General features: G+C 63.2%; 16 protein-coding genes. 6 read left to right on the plus strand and 10 right to left on the minus strand.

From position 1 onward, the window contains the following. Positions 1-227: 227 nt before the first annotated feature. Positions 228-2162 (plus strand): methyl-accepting chemotaxis protein, encoded by a 1935-nt coding sequence (locus AC1ROT_RS20460; RefSeq protein WP_493001324.1) that lies wholly within the window; start codon positions 228-230, stop codon positions 2160-2162. Here the strand turns inward: AC1ROT_RS20460 and AC1ROT_RS20465 are convergent. The 6 genes from AC1ROT_RS20465 to AC1ROT_RS20490 all read right to left on the minus strand — a co-directional run bounded on the left by AC1ROT_RS20465 (position 2159) and on the right by AC1ROT_RS20490 (position 8559). Next, positions 2159-2569 carry a VOC family protein gene (locus tag AC1ROT_RS20465; protein ID WP_493001326.1) on the minus strand — a complete coding sequence of 137 codons (411 nt, stop codon included), beginning with the start codon at positions 2567-2569 and terminating at the stop codon, positions 2159-2161. The genes AC1ROT_RS20460 and AC1ROT_RS20465 overlap by 4 nt on opposite strands. A gap of 16 nt (positions 2570-2585) precedes the next feature. Continuing rightward, positions 2586-3788: a 3-oxoadipyl-CoA thiolase gene (gene pcaF, locus AC1ROT_RS20470; RefSeq protein WP_492972912.1), complete on the minus strand. Its 1203-nt coding sequence runs from the start codon at positions 3786-3788 to the stop codon at positions 2586-2588. Between the two features lie 62 nt (positions 3789-3850). Continuing rightward, positions 3851-4858: a threonine ammonia-lyase gene (locus tag AC1ROT_RS20475; RefSeq protein ID WP_492972913.1), complete on the minus strand. Its 1008-nt coding sequence runs from the start codon at positions 4856-4858 to the stop codon at positions 3851-3853. Between the two features lie 91 nt (positions 4859-4949). Beyond that, positions 4950-5813: an alpha/beta fold hydrolase gene (locus AC1ROT_RS20480; RefSeq protein ID WP_493001328.1), complete on the minus strand. Its 864-nt coding sequence runs from the start codon at positions 5811-5813 to the stop codon at positions 4950-4952. Then, positions 5810-6502, minus strand: coding sequence for a haloacid dehalogenase type II (locus AC1ROT_RS20485; protein ID WP_493001329.1), 693 nt, complete (start codon positions 6500-6502; stop codon positions 5810-5812). Before AC1ROT_RS20485 ends, AC1ROT_RS20480 begins: the two co-directional genes overlap by 4 nt. Before the next feature lie 2 nt (positions 6503-6504). Beyond that, a complete protein-coding gene (locus AC1ROT_RS20490; protein WP_493001330.1) occupies positions 6505-8559 on the minus strand; it encodes a lytic transglycosylase domain-containing protein in 2055 nt (684 codons plus the stop codon). Positions 8560-8793: 234 nt separating this feature from the next. On the opposite strand from AC1ROT_RS20490, the gene dapA reads away from it, so the two are divergent. From dapA to AC1ROT_RS20510, 4 genes are read left to right on the plus strand one after another with little or no spacing between them, the layout of a single operon-like run. Continuing rightward, positions 8794-9723 carry a 4-hydroxy-tetrahydrodipicolinate synthase gene (dapA, locus tag AC1ROT_RS20495; RefSeq protein ID WP_492972917.1) on the plus strand — a complete coding sequence of 310 codons (930 nt, stop codon included), beginning with the start codon at positions 8794-8796 and terminating at the stop codon, positions 9721-9723. Positions 9724-9729: 6 nt separating this feature from the next. Beyond that, positions 9730-10188 carry an SsrA-binding protein SmpB gene (gene smpB / locus AC1ROT_RS20500; RefSeq protein ID WP_492972918.1) on the plus strand — a complete coding sequence of 153 codons (459 nt, stop codon included), beginning with the start codon at positions 9730-9732 and terminating at the stop codon, positions 10186-10188. Positions 10189-10213: 25 nt separating this feature from the next. Beyond that, positions 10214-10885, plus strand: coding sequence for a sulfite oxidase-like oxidoreductase (locus AC1ROT_RS20505; RefSeq protein ID WP_493001332.1), 672 nt, complete (start codon positions 10214-10216; stop codon positions 10883-10885). A gap of 23 nt (positions 10886-10908) precedes the next feature. Next, on the plus strand, positions 10909-11913 hold the full coding sequence (locus AC1ROT_RS20510) for a CorA family divalent cation transporter (RefSeq protein ID WP_493001334.1): 1005 nt from the start codon (positions 10909-10911) through the stop codon (positions 11911-11913). Here AC1ROT_RS20510 and AC1ROT_RS20515 read toward each other — a convergent pair. Both AC1ROT_RS20515 and AC1ROT_RS20520 read right to left on the minus strand, forming a co-directional pair. Continuing rightward, complete coding sequence (locus tag AC1ROT_RS20515; protein ID WP_493001336.1) at positions 11910-12818, minus strand: hypothetical protein; 909 nt, start codon at positions 12816-12818, stop codon at positions 11910-11912. The genes AC1ROT_RS20510 and AC1ROT_RS20515 overlap by 4 nt on opposite strands. Before the next feature lie 70 nt (positions 12819-12888). Next, on the minus strand, positions 12889-14406 hold the full coding sequence (locus tag AC1ROT_RS20520; protein ID WP_493001338.1) for a M81 family metallopeptidase: 1518 nt from the start codon (positions 14404-14406) through the stop codon (positions 12889-12891). Between the two features lie 91 nt (positions 14407-14497). Between AC1ROT_RS20520 and AC1ROT_RS20525 the strand changes: the two genes are divergently transcribed. Beyond that, complete coding sequence (locus AC1ROT_RS20525; protein WP_493001340.1) at positions 14498-16087, plus strand: ABC transporter substrate-binding protein; 1590 nt, start codon at positions 14498-14500, stop codon at positions 16085-16087. Between the two features lie 8 nt (positions 16088-16095). Here AC1ROT_RS20525 and AC1ROT_RS20530 read toward each other — a convergent pair whose 3' ends face one another. Continuing rightward, entirely contained in the window at positions 16096-16740 is a 645-nt protein-coding gene (locus AC1ROT_RS20530; protein WP_493001342.1) for a uracil-DNA glycosylase, read from the minus strand. A 31-nt stretch (positions 16741-16771) separates the two neighbouring features. After that, a complete protein-coding gene (locus tag AC1ROT_RS20535; protein WP_493001344.1) occupies positions 16772-17461 on the minus strand; it encodes a LabA-like NYN domain-containing protein in 690 nt (229 codons plus the stop codon). Positions 17462-17550: the final 89 nt, after the last annotated feature.

Consider the following 17550-nt stretch of genomic DNA (forward strand, 5'->3'; position numbering starts at 1 on the left):
GGGTAGCCTGCATATGTGACCGGCTGATGAACCCCGGGTCGATCACAACTCTGCCGCGTTTGAATCGGCGGAATTCGACTAAAGTCTGGGCCTGACACGCGCAGCGCGGATACGGACGGCTTGCGCATATATCCGCCGATACCGCTAAGATAAACCCAACATAAAATAGAAAAGCATAACAGGCGGGTATGACCGAGGCCCTCAGGGTCCGGCAGGCGGGAGGAAGTATGTTGGGATTAACCAATCTGCCGAGCGGGCTGCGTGCCGGTCTGGTGATTACTCTGCTCGCAGTGGCAGCTTTGGGGTGGGGCTGGGGTGCCAGCCAGTCCAGTGGCGATGCAGTGCCTGTTATTGCCGCCGCCGTGGTCGTTTTTGTGCTTGGCGCGCTGCTGGCTCTGTCCCTGTCCGGCGACAGTTCCAGGCTGGCATTGCTTCTGTCGGCATGGCCTGCCGCGGCGGCCCGGATTGCCGATGCGCCAGCCGGTCTGCGTGAGCCGTTGCAGAATCTGTTGCGCAACGGGGCCGAAGCCACCCAGCATCGTGAGGCGCTGGAACGCCGGATCGCGGATTTACAGGCGGAACTCGATCATCTGCGTCGTGCCGACAATGTTGTGCTGGGCGAGATGGCCGAGTTGTGTGGCGCAATCGGCTCCGGCGTTCTGAGCAAGCGGGTGGCCTCGCACGAAGACGAGGAAGCAGCCCACGCGCTGGCCGAAAAGTTCAATGCCATGGCGCAAACCCTGGATATCGTGGTTACGGACCTGAAGGGGCTGTTCGGTCGTATGGCCGAGGGCGATCTTTCCATCGGTATGGACAATGACTACAGCGGCGATTTCGGCGTCATCAGCCAGGGGTCGGTGCAGGTGGCCGAGCGTTTGGGCGGGGTCATCGGTACCATCGTCCAGGCGGCCAATTCGATCTCCGGGGCCTCCGTGCAGCTCAATCGTGAGGCGAAGGGGCTGGCTGAAAGTGCCGAAGCGCAATCCGACAGCCTGGACCGGACCGCTGCCGATGCGGCGTCTCTGAGCGAAGCCGCGCGCGCCAATGAGGCGGCGGCGAAACGGGCCAATCAGCGCGCCGAACAGGCACGGGCCGCAGCCCAGAATGGCGTCACCGTGGTGCGCCGGTCCATCGATGCCATGAACGAAATGGCGGAGATGTCGCACCGTATTTCTGAAATTACGTCCCTCATCAACGAAATCGCATTCCAGACCAATCTTCTGGCGCTGAATGCCAGCGTTGAAGCGGCCCGTGCCGGCGAGGCCGGCAAGGGCTTTGCGGTGGTGGCGCAGGAGGTGCGGGCCCTGGCCCAGCGCTCGGCCAATGCATCCAAGGATATCGGTGCGATCATCAAGCAATCAGACGACAAGGTGAAGTCGGGCGTCACTCTGGTCAGCGAAACCGGCAAAGTGCTGAACGGTATCGTCGAGGCCATCGACTCGATGGGCGAGCAGCTGGGTGAAATCGAGCAGGCCAGTACCGATCAGTCGTCACGGGTGAATGGCGTGACAGGCGCGATCACCGAGATGAATGCGGCGACGCGGGGATATCTCTCGGTGGTGCAGCGCACGGGCAAGGCGATCCAGGATATCGACCAGCAGGTCGCCAACCTGGCCACCCAGATCGCGTTCGTCACCACCACCGTGGATCGTCCGCTGCTGCTGGCCGCACAGGATGGCGCCGGACGGATCAGCGCGGCCTTCGAAGATGCGATCAGCCGCGGCGAATTGCGGCTGGAAGATTTGTTCGATGAAACCTATGCACCGATCAAGGGCACCAATCCGCAGCAATACATGACCCGCTTCGTGAATTTCACGGATGCAGCCCTGCCGAAGATTCAGGAACAGCTGCTGGAGTCCAATGCGAGCATCACCTTCTGCGTGGCTATCGACCGCAACGGCTTTATTCCCACGCATAACGTCAAATACTGCCAGCCGCAGGGCAGCGATCCTGTCTGGAACACGGCGAACTCGCGCAACCGCCGGCTGTTCAACGATCCGGTCGGCCTGGCCTGCGGCCGCAACACAAAACCGTACCTGCTGCAGTGCTACCGTCGCGACATGGGCGGCGGTGTCTTTGTGCTGATGAAGGATATGTCCGCACCGATCACGGTGCAGGGGCGCCACTGGGGCGGGTTCAGAATCGGCTACAAGACCAATTAGGCGGTTTGCGGCTGACGCAGTTCCAGCATGGTGCCGTGGCTGCGGCGCGCATCGAAGACCATCACAAGCGAACCATCGGGTTCCAGCCTGGGGGTAGGCGGCCCGATGATGCTGGCGCCGAGTGCCTGCAGATAGGTGCGGGCCTGTTCCAGGTCATCGACCTCATAGGCCAGATGGTAAATCCCGCCGCTGGGATTGGCCTGCAGGTATTTACCTGCAGTGCTTTCGGGGTTGAAGGATTCAACGATCTCGATCCGCGTGCCGCCGGTTTCCACATAGGCCAGGCGATAGGGCAGGCCCGGTATCTCGAAGGGTTCGCCGACGGTACTGCCGGCGTCGCGATAGGCGGCGAGTGCTGCATCGAGATTGGGGACCGCCATGCCGATGTGGTGAATCCGTGTCAGCATAGCGGCCTCCGTTTCTCTAGATGCGCTCGATGACCATGGCGATGCCCTGGCCGACACCGATGCACATGGTGCAGAGGGCGTAGCGGCCGCCGGTGCGCTCGAGCTGGTTCAGTGCGGTGGTGATCAGACGCGCGCCGCTCATGCCGAGCGGATGGCCGATGGCAATCGCGCCGCCATTCGGATTCACGTAAGTGGCATCATCGGGCACGTTGAGCTGCCGCAGCACGGCGAGCGCCTGGGCCGCGAAAGCCTCGTTCAGCTCGATTACATCCATATCGCGGATGCTCAGGCCGGCCTTGGCCAGAACCTTCTCGGTTGCGGGTACCGGACCGATGCCCATGACGCGCGGCGGAACGCCGGCGGCAGCGGTCGCAACGATCCGGCCACGCGGCGTCAGGCCGTGGGTCTTGGCGCCGGCTGCCGAAGCCAGGATGAGCGCGGCGGCGCCGTCGTTGACGCCAGACGCATTACCGGCGGTTACCGTGCCACCCTGGCGGAATGGTGTCGGCAGCTTGGCCAGGGCTTCGATCGAGGTATCGCGCGGATGCTCGTCGCGGTCGACCACCACCGGATCGCCCTTGCGGCTTGGGATGGTGACCGAAGTGATCTCGGCCTCGAACAGGCCGAGCTTGATGGCATTCAGCGCGCGCTGCTGGCTGCGCAACGCGAAGGCATCCTGGTCGGCGCGGCTGATCTGATACTGTTCGGCCACGTTCTCGGCTGTTTCCGGCATGGAATCGACGCCGTATTTCTGCTTCATCAGCTTGTTGACGAAGCGCCAGCCGATGGTGGTGTCATGGATATCAGCGGTGCGCGAGAAAGCGCTTTCGGCCTTGCCCATCACGAAGGGCGCGCGGCTCATGCTTTCGACGCCACCGGTGATGATCAGGTCGGCTTCACCGGTCTTGATCGCACGGGCACCGGCGCTGGCGGCTTCCAGGCCCGAACCGCACAGGCGGTTCACGGTTGCGCCCGGCACCTTTTCGGGCAGGCCGGCCAGCAGCAGCGACATGCGGGCGACGTTGCGGTTGTCTTCGCCGGCCTGGTTGGCGCAGCCATAAATCACGTCGTCGATGGCAGCCCAGTCGACGGCGGGATTGCGCTGCATCAGCGCCTTGATCGGTACGGCGCCCAGATCGTCCGCGCGGACGGCGGACAGCGCCCCGCCATAACGGCCAACGGGCGTACGGATTGCGTCACAGATGAATGCCTCGGTCATTTGTCTCTCCCTAAGGTCTCTCGGCCGAGTGGAACTCCGCCACCCGGCCGGATCCTTTCGGGTCAGACCGGCGGCGTGCGGGAGATGATGGCGGAGTAAAGGGCAGAGTCAACATTTCCCCCGGAACAGACAACGACCACCGTGCGGTTAACGCACGAGACCTTGCCGTTCAGCACCGAGGCCAGTGCAGCCGCTCCGCCGGGTTCGACCACCAGCTTGAAATAGGTGAAGGCGGTTGCCATTGCGGTTTCGACTTCTGCATCGGTCGCCGATACAGCGCCTTTCAGATTGGCGCTCATCACGCCGAAGGTGATGTCGCCCGGATGTGGGGCCATCAGCGCATCGCAGAAAGTCTGCCCCTTGTTGGCGTGGCTGGTGATCTTGCCGGCCTTCAGGGAGAGATCGATATCGTCGAACTGGTCCGGCTCGGCACAATAGACATCGGTACCGGGCAGCCGATCCTTGATCGCCAGCGAGATACCGGAGATCAGGCCGCCGCCGGAGGCCGGCGCCAGCACGGCATCGGGTTTGATGTCGCGTTCGGCGCATTGCGCGGCGATCTCCAGGCCAATCGTGCCCTGGCCGCAGATGATGTAGGGATCGTTGAAGGGCGGCACCAGCGTCATGCCGCGCTCGTCGGAATAGCGTTTGCCAATGGCTTCGCGGTCTTCCTTATAGCGATCGTAGAGCACCACTTCGGCACCGTAGGCGCGGGTGTTGTTGATCTTGATCTTGGGGGCATCGCTGGGCATCACGATCACGGCCGGCGTGCCGGTGATCTTGGAAGCCCAGGCGCAGGCCTGCGCATGATTGCCGGAGGAGAAGGCGACGATGCCGCGTTTGCGCTGCTCGGCGTCCAGGCGACTGATGCGATTATAGGCGCCGCGGAACTTGAAGGAGCCGCTGACCTGCAGGGGTTCGGCCTTGATCAGCAGGCGGCCGCCCAGGCGCTCATTGAGATATTGGCTTTCCAGCAGCGGTGTGCGGACGGCGACGCCCCGCAACTGGCGGGCGGCATCCTCGACATCGGCAACGGTGGGCAGGGCAGGCAGCTTGGCAGGGGCGTTCATGGAAGTCTCCGGCGTTCAGACTGAATAGCGCGGCCGGACCCCGAAACCCGACCGCAGGACGGCCGACAGTATAGAGCCGCCGCAGCGCCGGTTACAGGTCTGCCAGAAAACTGTCGATGGCGGTTTCGGCTTCGGGCTCGTCCAGCATGGGGATATGCCCCACCCCGGGAACGGTCACGGCGATCATGCCGGCATGTTCACGCTTCATGCGCACGAAGGTGTCGGCGGTCAGCACATCCGACAGGGCGCCACGCAGGGCCAGCACGGGGATCGTCCGCAGTCCCCGGAACAGCGGCCAGAGGTCTGGCAGTGGGCTTTTTGCCTGCTCCCGCAGGGCAGTCGCGATATTCAGGTCATAGTCCAGGCGCAAACCACCGTTGATCTCGTCTTCGGTAAAGCTGCCGCGCGAAATACGCATCCAGCCTTCATCGCTCAAATTGGGATAGGCCGCGCCATAGACCTGTCGCCAGTTTGTGGCGCCGGCTTCATAGCTCGGCACGCTGACGCCACGCCCGACATAACCGGCAATGCGCTGACGGCCAGCCTCGCTGACATCGGGCCCGATATCGTTGATGATCGCACCGGCCAGCAGGGTCGGAACCGCGACGGTCATCGCCATCGCCAGGATGCCGCCCAGGGACGTGCCGACGACGATCACCTTCTGGATATGTGTGACCGCCAGCAGATGCTGGATATCGTTCAGATAGACTGGCGCCTGATAGTTGCTCGGGTTGGGGTCATAGGCTGATCGGCCGCGGCCCCGGTAATCGGGACAGATCACCCGGCGCGTTGCCGCATGCCGCATGGCGAATTCGTGGAAATCGTTGGCATTGCGGGTCAGACCGCTCAGACAGAGCAGCGGCGTTTTCGGGCTCCGGCGGTCGCCGTAGTCGCGATAGGACAGCCGCAGGCCGTCCTGGGCATGGAAGCTGTGCTGGGCATAATCGGCATTCATGCGGCAATCCCCAGCACGGCGGGCACATCGGCCAGAGTCTGCAGGACCACATCGGGCGGATTGGGCAACCGTTCGGCCGGCTGGCCGCTGCGGTTGATCCAGAGCGCGAAGAATCCGGCGCGTTTGCCGGCATGGATGTCCCAGCCGTTGCTGCTGTGGAAGGCGATGGCCGAAGCCGGCAGGGCGAGCCGGTCGATGGCCAGCTGGTAGATGCGCGGATCGGGCTTGTAGATGCCGACGTCCTCCACGGAGATCAGGTGGTCGATCAGTCCGGCGATGCCGGAGGATGCGCAGGCCGCCTGCAGCATTGCCGGCGCGCCATTCGACAGGATGCCGGTGACGAGGCCAGCATCCTTCAGCCGTTGCAGCATGCCGGGCGCTTCCGGATAGCAGGTCAGATTGCGATAGAGGTCGAGCAGGCGTTCCCGCAAGCCAGGCGGAGAATCAGGCTTATGCGCATCGAGGGCGTAATCCAGCGCATCGGCGGTCACCTGCCAGAAATCTGCATGGGCGCCACCCATCAGGCTGCGTAGCCAGGAGTAGTTCAACTGCTTGGCGCGCCAGGTATCGGCCAGGGCCTGCCATTGCGGGCCGATCTCCTGCGCCAGGGTGCGCGCTGCGGCGCTGACATCGAACAGCGTGCCATAGGCGTCGAAAAGACAGGCCCTGATCGCGCCCGGCCGCGTCATGTTCAGCAGCTCTGTGCGCTGCAGGCCTGCCGCGTTGTGCCACGCAGGTCGGTCTGCATGCGATCGATCGGCGTCGGGCGTCCGCCCAGCAGGACGCGGTAAACCTGCACGCTTTCCAGCACGCGCTGCACATAGTTACGCGTCTCGGTGAAAGGGATCAGCTCGATCCAGTCGATCACATCCACATGCGGCTGGCGCGGATCGCCCCAGTCCTGGATCCATTTTCGCGCCCGGCCTTCGCCAGCATTGTAGCTGGCCAGCGCGAGGACATAGTTGTTGTCCCATTTCTGCAGCAGACCTTTCAGATAGGTCGAGCCAAGCTGCACGTTGTAACCGGCGTCGCGGGTCAGGCGGCCCTGGTCGAAGCCAACCTTGATATCCTTGGCGACATCTTTGGCCGTTGCTGGCATGAGCTGCATCAGGCCGCGTGCGCCGACCGGCGAGACGGCGAACTGGTTGAACTCGCTTTCCTGACGGGACAGGCCCAGGACCAGAGCGGTTTCCGGATCGTTGATGCGCAGCATCGGTTCGACCAGCGGGAAAGCCTCCTGCACCAGGATGATGCCCTGGCGTGCCGATCGCTTGCTGGACATGACCGCCAGATCGACCCGGCGCAGGTTGCGCGCCAGCTGCGCCACCATTTTATGCTCTTCCGGTGAATCGGCGGTGTTGACCAGGCGCAGGATGAAGGGGCGCAGCCGGTCTTCCTGATCGAGTTCGACCAGGATCTGTGCCGCGCGAACCACTTCGCGCCGCTGAAACTGTCGGGTCGCTTCGGGTGAAGGGCGGATCGGGTCCTGCAAATCCAGCGACGCCTTGGGATCGAGTTCGTGCGCGGCGAGCTGCCCGTAGAACGTAGTGCTGTTGCGGGCTGCCTGGACATACCACTGGCGGGCCTGCTCGGCGTCGCCCAGGGCGGCGTGGGTACGGGCGAGCCAGTAGGCGGCGCGCGCCTGGCTGACCGGGAAGCGCACACTGTCCTGCAGCGCAGTGAAATGCTTGAGCGCCGTTCCGGGCTCCTGCAGCAGGCGCAGCGCAATCCAGCCGGCCATCCATTCGGCATCGGCCATGGCGCCGCCGGCCTTCAGCCCATGGCCTGCGGCCAGGCGATAGGCTTCCGAGATGCGTCCTTCGGCCATTGCCTTGCGGGCACGGAAATGCCGCTCGACCCACCATTTCTCGGCGCGACCAAGATCGTCGGGGGCATTATACAGCAGGGCCTCGACGCCATCGTTCATGCCGCGCTTGCGCTGCCAGCGCAGACGGTCGTAATTCAGGCCGCCATCGTCACGCAGATGAGCCGGCAGACCAGCCACGACATTCTCGGCACCGGCAACATTATTGGCGAGGGCTATACGGGCCTCTGCCAGCCGGCGGCCATCGTCATCCAGACGCGGGATCATGCGGCGGGCGGCCTCGATATTGCCATCCCACAGCAGACGGTCGGTCCGGGCGCCGTTATCGGCTGGCGTGAAGCGATGACCGAATTCAGCCCACAGCACTTTTTCATCACGCAGCGACAGATTGCCGTCCACCCAGGCGCGCCGCATCACCGGGAACGCATCCTTGTCACGACCGAGCCGCAGCAGCGTCTCGCCCAGACGCAGCAGGCCGAGACCGGTTTCGGGCGGATGCGCGTCGAACCAGGTCAGGATGCGGCCATCGCCGGTCGAGCCATCTATAGCTTCTTCAGCCCGGCGCAGCAGGGCCTCGCGGGCCGGCCAGTCGGGTTTGGTATCGATGAAGGTGGTGATCTCGTCGAAGCTGGCGCCGCTGTTGGCGGTCTGTAGCCACAGCCAGCGGACCAACTGGGCGAGGAGGGGATTCTTGGCGGTGGCGGCGATCCGGCGGGCGGCATCGAAGCGACCGGCGCCTGCCTCCTGGATCGCCTTGCGGCCGATCTCGCGGTCTTCGGCCGACAGGATCGCATGGTCGGCGGGCAGCTTGGTCTGCTCCGGTCGGGCCGGCGGGGTCCCGCGACGGGGTTTCTCGGAGGGAACGGGTACGGTGCCGGCAGTCGAGGCCAGTTCAGGCGACTTGGCCGGCGGTTTCGCCACAGCAGGCATCAGGCCCAGGCAAGCCGACAGGACGGCCGCGGCGGTAAACCGGCGAACCCAGGCAGAGAGACAATCGATACAATGCTGCGGCACGGCGAATCTTTCGCAAATACAATAACATGATAGCAGGCCGGGGGCCGCGGCAAAAGCACGGCTTGCCCTTGATGAGGCCTGCCGGCGCGGGTATGGTCGCGGCTACTCCGTTTGGTACCGTGCAAAGGTAAAGGAACCATCATGTTCAAGGGCTCGTTCGTCGCACTCATCACCCCGTTCAAGAAGGGGAAGGTGGACGAGAAAGCGTTCGGCGATTTCGTCGAATGGCAGATTGCCCAGGGCACGCATGGCCTGGTGCCGGTCGGCACCACCGGTGAATCGCCGACTCTCAGCCATGACGAACACAAGCGCGTGGTGGAAATCTGCATCGAAGCGGCTCATGGCCGCGTTCCGGTGATGGCTGGTGCCGGCTCGAACTCGACCGACGAGGCGATCGAGCTGACCCGGCATGCCGAGGAAGCCGGTGCCGACGCGGCGCTGATCGTGACGCCGTATTACAACAAGCCGACCCAGGCTGGGCTGTACGCGCATTACAAGGCGATCCACGACGCAACCGACATCCCGATCTTCATCTACAACATCCCGCCGCGCTGCATCATCGACATGTCGGTCGAGACCATGGCGGCGCTGTCGAAGCTGAAGCGCATCGTTGGCGTGAAAGATGCGACCGGCGATCTGGTGCGTCCGCTCAAGCAGCGCATCGCTTCGGGTGCGAAATTCTGCCAGCTGGATGGCGACGACGCGACCGCGCCGGGCTTCAATACCCATGGCGGCAGCGGCTGCATCTCGGTGACTGGCAATATCGCGCCGAAGCTGGTGGCGCAGATGCAGGAAGCCAGCCTCGCCGGCGACCATGCCAAGGCCCTGGCGATCCAGGAAAAGCTGATGCCGCTGCATTCGGTGCTGTTCGCCGAAGCCAGCCCCGGCCCGGTGAAGTATGCCGCCGAACTGCTGGGCATCTGCACGGCGGAAGTGCGTCTGCCGCTGGTGCAGCCCACCAAGGAAACCCAGGCCAAGGTGAAGGCCGTGGTCAAGGCGCTTGGCCTCGTCGGCCCCAAGAGCGGCAAGTCCGCGACCAAGGCCAAGGCCGGCAAGAAAAAGAAGAAGTAAGATTTCATGGTGCAGCAATCGCGCACGGTGGCCGAAAACCGCCGGGCGCGCTTCGACTATCATCTGGACGAAACCTACGATGCCGGCGTGGTCCTGGTCGGCTCGGAGGTGAAAAGCCTGCGCGACGGCCGTGCCAGCATCCAGGATGCTTATGCAGCCGAGCAGGGTGGTGAAATCTGGCTGATCAACTCGCATATTCCCGAGTATCACGGCGCCAACCGCTTCAACCATGAGCCGCGACGCCAGCGCAAGCTGCTGCTGAACCGCAAGGAGATCAGCAAGCTGATTGGCGGCCTGAAGCGCGGCGGCGTCACCATCGTGCCGCTCACTGTGTATTTCAATGAGCGCGGCCGGGCCAAGGTGAAGATCGCACTGGCGCGCGGCAAGAAGCTGCACGACAAGCGCGAGACCGAGAAGAAGCGAGACTGGGATCGCGAGAAGCACAGGCTGCTGCGCACCAAATAAGCCGGGCGCGGCAAAGGAGGCGGCGATGAGTAACGATTACAAGCCCGGCCTGCTCGGCCAGATCAAAGACAAACTGATCGCTTCCAAACAGCAATGGGCCAAGGATGGCCGCCTGCTGACCGGCGAAAGCAGCAGCTCGGAAAAACGTCGCCTGCCGCCGGGCCAGCGCCTGGTGCGCGACTGGCCTGTACTGGATCTCGGCGTGCAGCCGAATATCCAGCTCGATCGCTGGCAGCTCACGGCCGGCGGCCTGGTCGGCAAGCCGCTCAAGCTCAACTGGAACGACTTCCTCGATCTGCCGCAAACCGACACGGTATCCGACATTCATTGCGTCACCGCCTGGTCGCGCTACGACAACCGCTGGAGCGGCGTGCTGGCCAGAGATTTCCTCAAGGCGGTGAAGCCCCATGCCGATGCAAGGCACGTCGTATTTCAGTCCTATGACGGCTATGCCACCAATGTGACCATGGAGATGTTTTCAGCAGCGGATGTTCTGCTGGCGCATTCCTGGGAAGGCCAGCCCCTGACCCGCGAGCATGGCGGCCCGGTTCGTATCGTCATGCCGCAATTCTATTTCTGGAAATCCGCCAAGTGGGTTAAGCATATCGCGTTCCTGGATCAGGATGCGCCGGGCTACTGGGAAGTGCGCGGCTATCACAATACGGGCAATCCCTGGAAAGAAGACCGGTACGGCTGAACAGGCCGGAGTTGGGGGCGGGTATGGATCAGCAGCGCGGATTGATTTACGGCGAGCAGCCTGGCATGCGCTTTGCCCTGATTCTCGATGGCGCCGGCGGTGCCCGCGAGGTTGGCTGGGACGAGGTGCGGCACTGGCGTCCCGTCCAGGGCGTACTCTGGGTCCATCTTGAGCGCGACGATCCGACGGCGGCGCGCTGGCTGCGCCAGGAAAGCGGTCTCGACGCCGTGGTCTGCGATGCGCTGCTGGCCGACGAATCGCGACCACGCATCCAGGAAAGCACCAACGGCCTGATCGCGGTGCTGCGCGGCGTCAACCGCGATCCCAACGAGAATACGCTCGATCTGGTGCCGATCCATCTCTGGGCCGATGAGACCCGGCTGATTTCGCTGCGCGACAAGGATCATTATCTCCATGCGCTGCGCGATATCCGGGAATCGTTTGCGCAGCGCCAGGGTGCGGCCCATGTCGGCCACCTGTTGACCAAAATCGCCCGCCGGGTGGTGAAATATATCGAGCCGGTACTGGAGCAGCTGGAAGATGAGGTCGATGAATTCGACCACCAGATCGAGGACTGCGATGTGCGCGTGGCGCGCGGCGATCTCAGCAATATGCGGCGGCGGGTGATCTCGCTGCGCCGCTACATGGCGCCACAGCGCGAGGCGATGTTCCGCCTGCAGGGTGCCAATGTCGGCTGGATCATGCCGCGTGATCGCCAGCGCCTGCGCGAACTAACCGATAAAGTGCTGCGCAGTGTGGAAACACTTGACGCGTTGCGAGACCGCCTCACCATCCTGCACGAAGATCTAACCACGGTGATGAGTGAGCAGATCGCACAGACGACCAACCGTCTGACCGCACTGACCGCCATCCTGCTGCCGCCAAGCCTGATTGCAGGTCTGCTAGGCACGAATGTTGCCGGCATTCCGTTCGCCGACGAGCCATGGGCTTTCGCTGCAGTCTGTGCTGCGGCTTTTGTGATGATCGGCCTGGAGGTCTGGCTCCTGCGCAAGATGCGCTGGTTCTAGAGCCTTGCCCCTGCGCGGATCGCAGGGTGTGCGAGACCTTCGGCGATCAGGTCATGCGGATGGACCCGGCCGAAATACCGGTTCGGGCTCCAGCTGTCGGTCGCCGGGTCGTAATCGAACCAGGGCGCCAGCCCCACCACAATATGGCAGCGCGACTGTGCGGTTTGCCGCGCTGCGAAGACGCGATGTGGTCTGTACGTATCCCAGGACCAGGCATGGCCTGTCGCCAGATGCCGGCGCAGGACGGTGGTGGATTGTGGAACGTGATGATCGAGCGCTGTCTCGATCTCCAGCAGGAATTCCGGTGCCGTCCAGACCGGGATGTTGATGCGCAGGTTGTGGAAGACGGTTTCATCCCGATGCCAGCCAAAGCGGTCGAGCGTCGGTTCGATACGGTCAGCCGCAATCACGCTGAGACGCGAGCGGATCAATGGCAGGCGAAAGCCGCGCAGCAGGTCGCCCAGCGCCCCGTATTCACCGGCCGGGGTCAGGCGCCGAAAGCAGTAGCTGTCGTGGTAGCCGCCTTTCTGCTGCGGCAGCAGAGCCATCATGTCCGGCGTGGCCAGATAATACTGGTCACCGCGCAGTCTGGGCGATCCCAGGGTGGCGGAATGCGGGTCGGTCCGGGCATCGGGATCGCAGGTCAGCGACAGTGAACCATAGGCCGGGTTGGGGTTATCGTCGCCGGTGTTGCGGAAACCGCGCAGGCCGTAATGGGCAATCACGGTGCGGCAGGCTTCGGCCAGCAGGTCATGGCTGGCAATCGCCAGACGGTAGCGGTGCAGGGCGGTGGTGCGGCCGAGGAACGGCAGCATGGCCTCGTCCAGACCGAACCGCTCGCGCAGATGGTCGTAAATCGTTGTCCGGGCAGGGATATTATTGATCTTTATTTGTTCTGTTTTCATGGCATAACGCACTGATTTATCTAATTATACCACGTCACCATATTGTTGCCAATATGTTCGTTATGGTCGCTCATGGCGGCGACCAGGCGATATCCGGATCCAGCGGATAGATCGGCCGCGGGACCTGGCGCCAGGGCACATTCTTGAGCACCGGGGTGGTCAGGCCGGGCACGTCCACCTCAATGATCCGGTCGTCAGGGAAGAACTGGTCGAAGCCGGCGCGGAAATGACCCCGCGACTTCACCACGAGGCTGCGCAGCCTGGTGATATCGATACCGAAGGTTTCGAAGAACATCGGGTCCAGCGCCTGATGCCGGTTGGTCATCACCACGGCGATGATGCCGCCGACATCGATGGCGGCGGCGGGACCCATGTCCAGCGTGCGTCCAGCCGCCATGCCGCGCCGGCCGACAAACAGTCCCGCACTAAGTGCGACGACGCGGCCTTTGGCGGTGAAGGCGTCGGAGAAGGTGGTGGTCTCGTCGCGGTTGAAGCGGGCCTCGAAGTCGGCGCCCACGCCCAGCTTATGCGCCTCGGCTGCCAGAGCCGGATCGAAGATCGGGCCGATGGCACAACCGGTGACGCCGGCCTTGTGGAAGGCAGACAGGATATAGGTGGTGTTGCCGCGGCCGCCGCCACCGGGATTGTCGGCGACATCGGCGAACAGCAGCGACGGTTTCGCCGCGTCGCGGCTGCAGGCCAGCGCCATGGCCGTGCAGTTCTCCAGACTGGTCAGGTTGGTGGTGAAGCGATGGCGCTGGCTCCAGGCATGCGCCGCGACGTCGCGCGCCACGGTTTGCGCCAGTTTCGGATCGGTCGCGGTGGCGATCACCGACATGCCGTTCTTGGGCGTATCGCCCAGCGAGAAGCCTGACGATACCGAGACGTCGATCACACCGTTCCCGACCTTCTTCTGGCCATAGGCGATCACATCCGCGTAAGGCCCGGCCTTGGTGTTCTGGCTGGTCGAGGGCGGAATGAACGGCAGCTTCACGAAGGCGGCATGGGGCTTCAGCCCGTTCAGCATCGCCATCATATGGCGTGCACAATCGGCACCGCGGTCCGGCATGTCGGTATGCGGGTTCTCGCGATAGGCCACCAGGATGTCGGCGGCCTGTACCATCTCGATACTGACATTGGCATGCAGGTCCAGCGTCGCCAGCACCGGCACGTCGGGGCCGACGATCTCGCGCACGGCGCGGAAGATGGTGCCGTCGGGATCGATATCGACCGTGGCAATGGCGGCGCCATGCTGCGACAGATAGACGGCGTCAACCGGGCCGGCCTCGCGCAGCAACTGGCACAGGCGGGCCACGACCTCTTCGAAGAAGGGTTGGTCGACCGGACCGGAGGCGCCCACGGCGGCCATCACCAGCGGCACACGCTCCCAGTCGGCCAGTTTGTCCATTTCATGGGTGAAGCCGGTCAGGGTGGTGGGGCTGCGCGGATTGGCGCTGGCCAGGTCGGCCAGCAGCGCGTCGCCCTCGATATGGACGCTGGACGCGAACTCTTCCCGGGTCGAGACCGGCGCATGGCCGTTGCTCTCGAGCATGAATCCACCAATTGCAATGCGATACCGGCGCGACATGGGGCTATGTCATCCTGTCTGATTGACACTTCTGTGAAATGCAGTCTGTTATAGATTCAACACGACGCCAAGAACCAGAAGGATAATGGAAATGATCCCAGTCTCACGCCGGCTCTTCATGGGCGGCACGCTCGCGACCCTGGCCGCGGCTGGCATCCATTCTCGCGGTCTGGCGCAGGGCGCGCCGTCTCTGGTGATCGGCACCAAGCTCGAACTGAATACCCTCGATCCGCATTTCTTCAACGGCTTCCCGCAGGGGTCGTCGCACAGCGTGATCTTCGATGCCCTGCTGGCGATGGACAGCGAGCTGCGCCTAGTGCCGGCGCTGGCGACTGCCTGGCGCAATGTTGATCCGCTGACCTGGGAATTCGACCTGCGCCAGGGTGTGAAGTTCCATGATGGTTCGGATTTCACCGCCGATGACGTGATCGCCACGCTGGAGCGCGTGCCAAAGGTGCCGAACAGCCCGAATCCCTTCACCCAGTTCAGCCGCTCGATTGTCTCCAGCCAAAAGCTGAGCGACCACAAGATCCGCTTCAAGACCGAGACCCCGACCCCGACACTGGCCTCCGACCTCGCGCGCGTTTTCATCATCTCGAAGAAGCACGTCGCCGCCAGCACGGCCGACTTCAATAACGGCGCTGCGGGTGCAGCGGTTGGCACCGGCCCCTACAAGGTGGCGGAATGGACGAATGGCCAGCAGCTGGTGCTGAACCGTAATGACGCCTACTGGGGCGAAAAGCAGCCCTGGGCCAAGGTCACCGAACGTGTCATCAAGGGCGATGCCGGCCGTATTGCGGCACTGCTGTCGGGCGATGTGGATGCCATCGACGAAATTCCCACCGTGGATATCCCGCGCATCAAGCAGGACAAGCGCTTTGCCATGTCCAGCGGTGCATCCGCCACCGTGCAGTATATCGCCATGGATGCCGTGCGCGATGTCAGCCCGTTCATTTCGGCCAAGGACGGCCAGCCGGCGCTGCTCGGCAATCCGCTGAAAGACAAGCGCGTGCGCAAGGCGCTGTCGCTGGCCATCAATCGCAAGCTGATTGTCGACAAGATTCTGGATGGTTCTGGGACGCCGGCGTCGCAGTTCCTCCCGTCGCGCTTTGACGGCACCAGCACCAAACTGAAGGTCGATCCCTTCGATCTGGACAAGGCCAAGGCGCTGCTGAAAGACGCCGGCTACGCCAACGGTTTTAAGATCACGCTGCATGCCACCAACGACCGCTATCCGAAGGACAAGGATATCGCCCAGGCCGTCGGTCAGGCCTGGACGCGGCTTGGCCTGCAGGTGAGTGTCGAAGCCATGCCCGGCACGGTGTTCTTCACCCAGGCCACCAAGCAGGAATACTCCGTCTTCATGGCGCAATATGGCACCGAAGATGCCTCGATCGGTCCGCGCGCGCTGGTGCATACGCCCGGTGGTATCTATGGCACTGCCAACCGCACCAAGTTCTCGCATACCGATATCGATGCGGCGATCGAGAAGGCGCAGGGCGAGATGGACCCGGTGAAGCGCAAGCCCCTGGTTCAGGCTTCGATTGAAATCACCATGGAAGAACAGGCGATCATTCCGATCTTCCATCCGAATGCGGAAATGGCCAGCAAGGCGAATATCGCGGTCACGCCGCGGCCGGAACGCCGCTTCAACGCGCTGATGATGAAGCCGAAGGCGTAAAAGCCGGGCTAGCCGGTGACCGTGACGATCTTGTCGAAGACGTCGTGGAACATCCGCTCGGTCAGGCGGCCGGTGTTAGTGTTGTAGCGCGAGCAGTGATAGCTGGAGAGCAGCGTCACACCGCTGGGCAGTCTGTATTGCGCGCCGTGGCCGAAGGGGGCTGCGGCGCGTTTCACTTTCAGGGTGTCCAGCGTGGCGATATGGGCGATCTGGCCAAGCGCAAGAATCGCTTTCAGATTGGTCAACGCCGCGATTTCGCCGGTCAGGAAATTGGCGCGGCAGGTCTTGGTCTCGGCCGGCGTCGGCTTGTTTTCCGGGGGCACGCATTTCACCGCATTGGTGATGTGGCAGCGCACCAGCTGCAGTCCGTCTTTCGGATCGGCCTTGAACACGCCCTTGGCAAAGCCGTATTTGATCAGCGTGCTGTAGAGCAGGTCGCCGGCATAATCGCCCGTGAAGGGTCGGCCGGTACGGTTGGCGCCTTTCAGGCCGGGCGCCAGGCCAACGATCAGCAGGGCGGGCTGCGGATCGCCCCAGGGCGGCACCGGGCCATTGAAGAAAGTCGGATAGGCGACGCGATTGGCGGTGCGGAAGTCGGCCAGGCGCGGGCAGAGCGGGCAGTCATGGCCCGGCAGGGCAGGGGCAGCGGTCATAATCGCGGTGTATAGCGATTATGAGCAGAGATCAACGCAGATGCTTGCGTGGGTCGGCCGTATCGATCTCGTCGAAATCGTCCATCGCCTGAGACGGACTGGACGGTGCCACAGCATTGCCCCCCATCTGATTACCCTGGCCGCTGCGTAGTGTGGCGTGCACGCCGGCGGTGCGCGAATGGTCGCGGGCGGTCTGGTCGCGCATGATCTTGGGCATCAGGTCCTGCAGCTCGATGAAGGTATCGGCCTGGCGGCGCAGTTCGTCGGCCACCATGGGCGGCTGGGTCTTGGTCGAACTGACCACGCTGACACGCACGCCCTTGCGCTGCACGGCTTCCACCAGGCGGCGGAAATCGCCATCGCCGGAGAACAGCACCACATGGTCGATATGCGGCGCCATTTCCATCACGTCGATGGCCAGTTCGATATCCATATTGCCTTTCACCTTCCGGCGGCCCATGGCATCGGTGTATTCCTTGGCCGGCTTGGTCACCATGGTGAAGCCGTTATAGTCGAGCCAGTCGATCAGCGGGCGTAGCGGCGAATATTCCTGGTCCTCGACCAGAGCGGTATAATAGAAGGCGCGCACCAGGTGCGATTCTTTGCGGAAGGACTCCAGCAGACGACGATAGTCGATTTCAAAGCCGAGGCTGCGGGCCGCCGAATACAGGTTCGCACCGTCAATGAAGAGCGCCACACGCTCCTGCGTATAGAACTTCATGGCAATATCCTTTGTTCAATGACTTTCAAGGCAATGGTACTTAATCTTCTATGCCCTTCTTCTTAGTCACTCCGGCCTTCATGGCAAGA

This window comes from Ferrovibrio sp. GW821-FHT12E11 (assembly GCF_058806975.1).

Coding starts and splice junctions, on each gene's coding strand:
- AC1ROT_RS20460 (WP_493001324.1), top strand. CDS start 228: ATGTTGGGATTAACCAATCTGCCGAGCGGGCTGCGTGCCGGTCTGGTG.
- AC1ROT_RS20465 (WP_493001326.1), bottom strand. CDS start 2,569: ATGCTGACACGGATTCACCACATCGGCATGGCGGTCCCCAATCTCGAT.
- pcaF (WP_492972912.1), bottom strand. CDS start 3,788: ATGACCGAGGCATTCATCTGTGACGCAATCCGTACGCCCGTTGGCCGT.
- AC1ROT_RS20475 (WP_492972913.1), bottom strand. CDS start 4,858: ATGAACGCCCCTGCCAAGCTGCCTGCCCTGCCCACCGTTGCCGATGTC.
- AC1ROT_RS20480 (WP_493001328.1), bottom strand. CDS start 5,813: ATGAATGCCGATTATGCCCAGCACAGCTTCCATGCCCAGGACGGCCTG.
- AC1ROT_RS20485 (WP_493001329.1), bottom strand. CDS start 6,502: ATGACGCGGCCGGGCGCGATCAGGGCCTGTCTTTTCGACGCCTATGGC.
- dapA (WP_492972917.1), top strand. CDS start 8,794: ATGTTCAAGGGCTCGTTCGTCGCACTCATCACCCCGTTCAAGAAGGGG.
- smpB (WP_492972918.1), top strand. CDS start 9,730: ATGGTGCAGCAATCGCGCACGGTGGCCGAAAACCGCCGGGCGCGCTTC.
- AC1ROT_RS20505 (WP_493001332.1), top strand. CDS start 10,214: ATGAGTAACGATTACAAGCCCGGCCTGCTCGGCCAGATCAAAGACAAA.
- AC1ROT_RS20510 (WP_493001334.1), top strand. CDS start 10,909: ATGGATCAGCAGCGCGGATTGATTTACGGCGAGCAGCCTGGCATGCGC.
- AC1ROT_RS20515 (WP_493001336.1), bottom strand. CDS start 12,818: ATGAAAACAGAACAAATAAAGATCAATAATATCCCTGCCCGGACAACG.
- AC1ROT_RS20520 (WP_493001338.1), bottom strand. CDS start 14,406: ATGTCGCGCCGGTATCGCATTGCAATTGGTGGATTCATGCTCGAGAGC.
- AC1ROT_RS20525 (WP_493001340.1), top strand. CDS start 14,498: ATGATCCCAGTCTCACGCCGGCTCTTCATGGGCGGCACGCTCGCGACC.
- AC1ROT_RS20530 (WP_493001342.1), bottom strand. CDS start 16,740: ATGACCGCTGCCCCTGCCCTGCCGGGCCATGACTGCCCGCTCTGCCCG.
- AC1ROT_RS20535 (WP_493001344.1), bottom strand. CDS start 17,461: ATGAAGTTCTATACGCAGGAGCGTGTGGCGCTCTTCATTGACGGTGCG.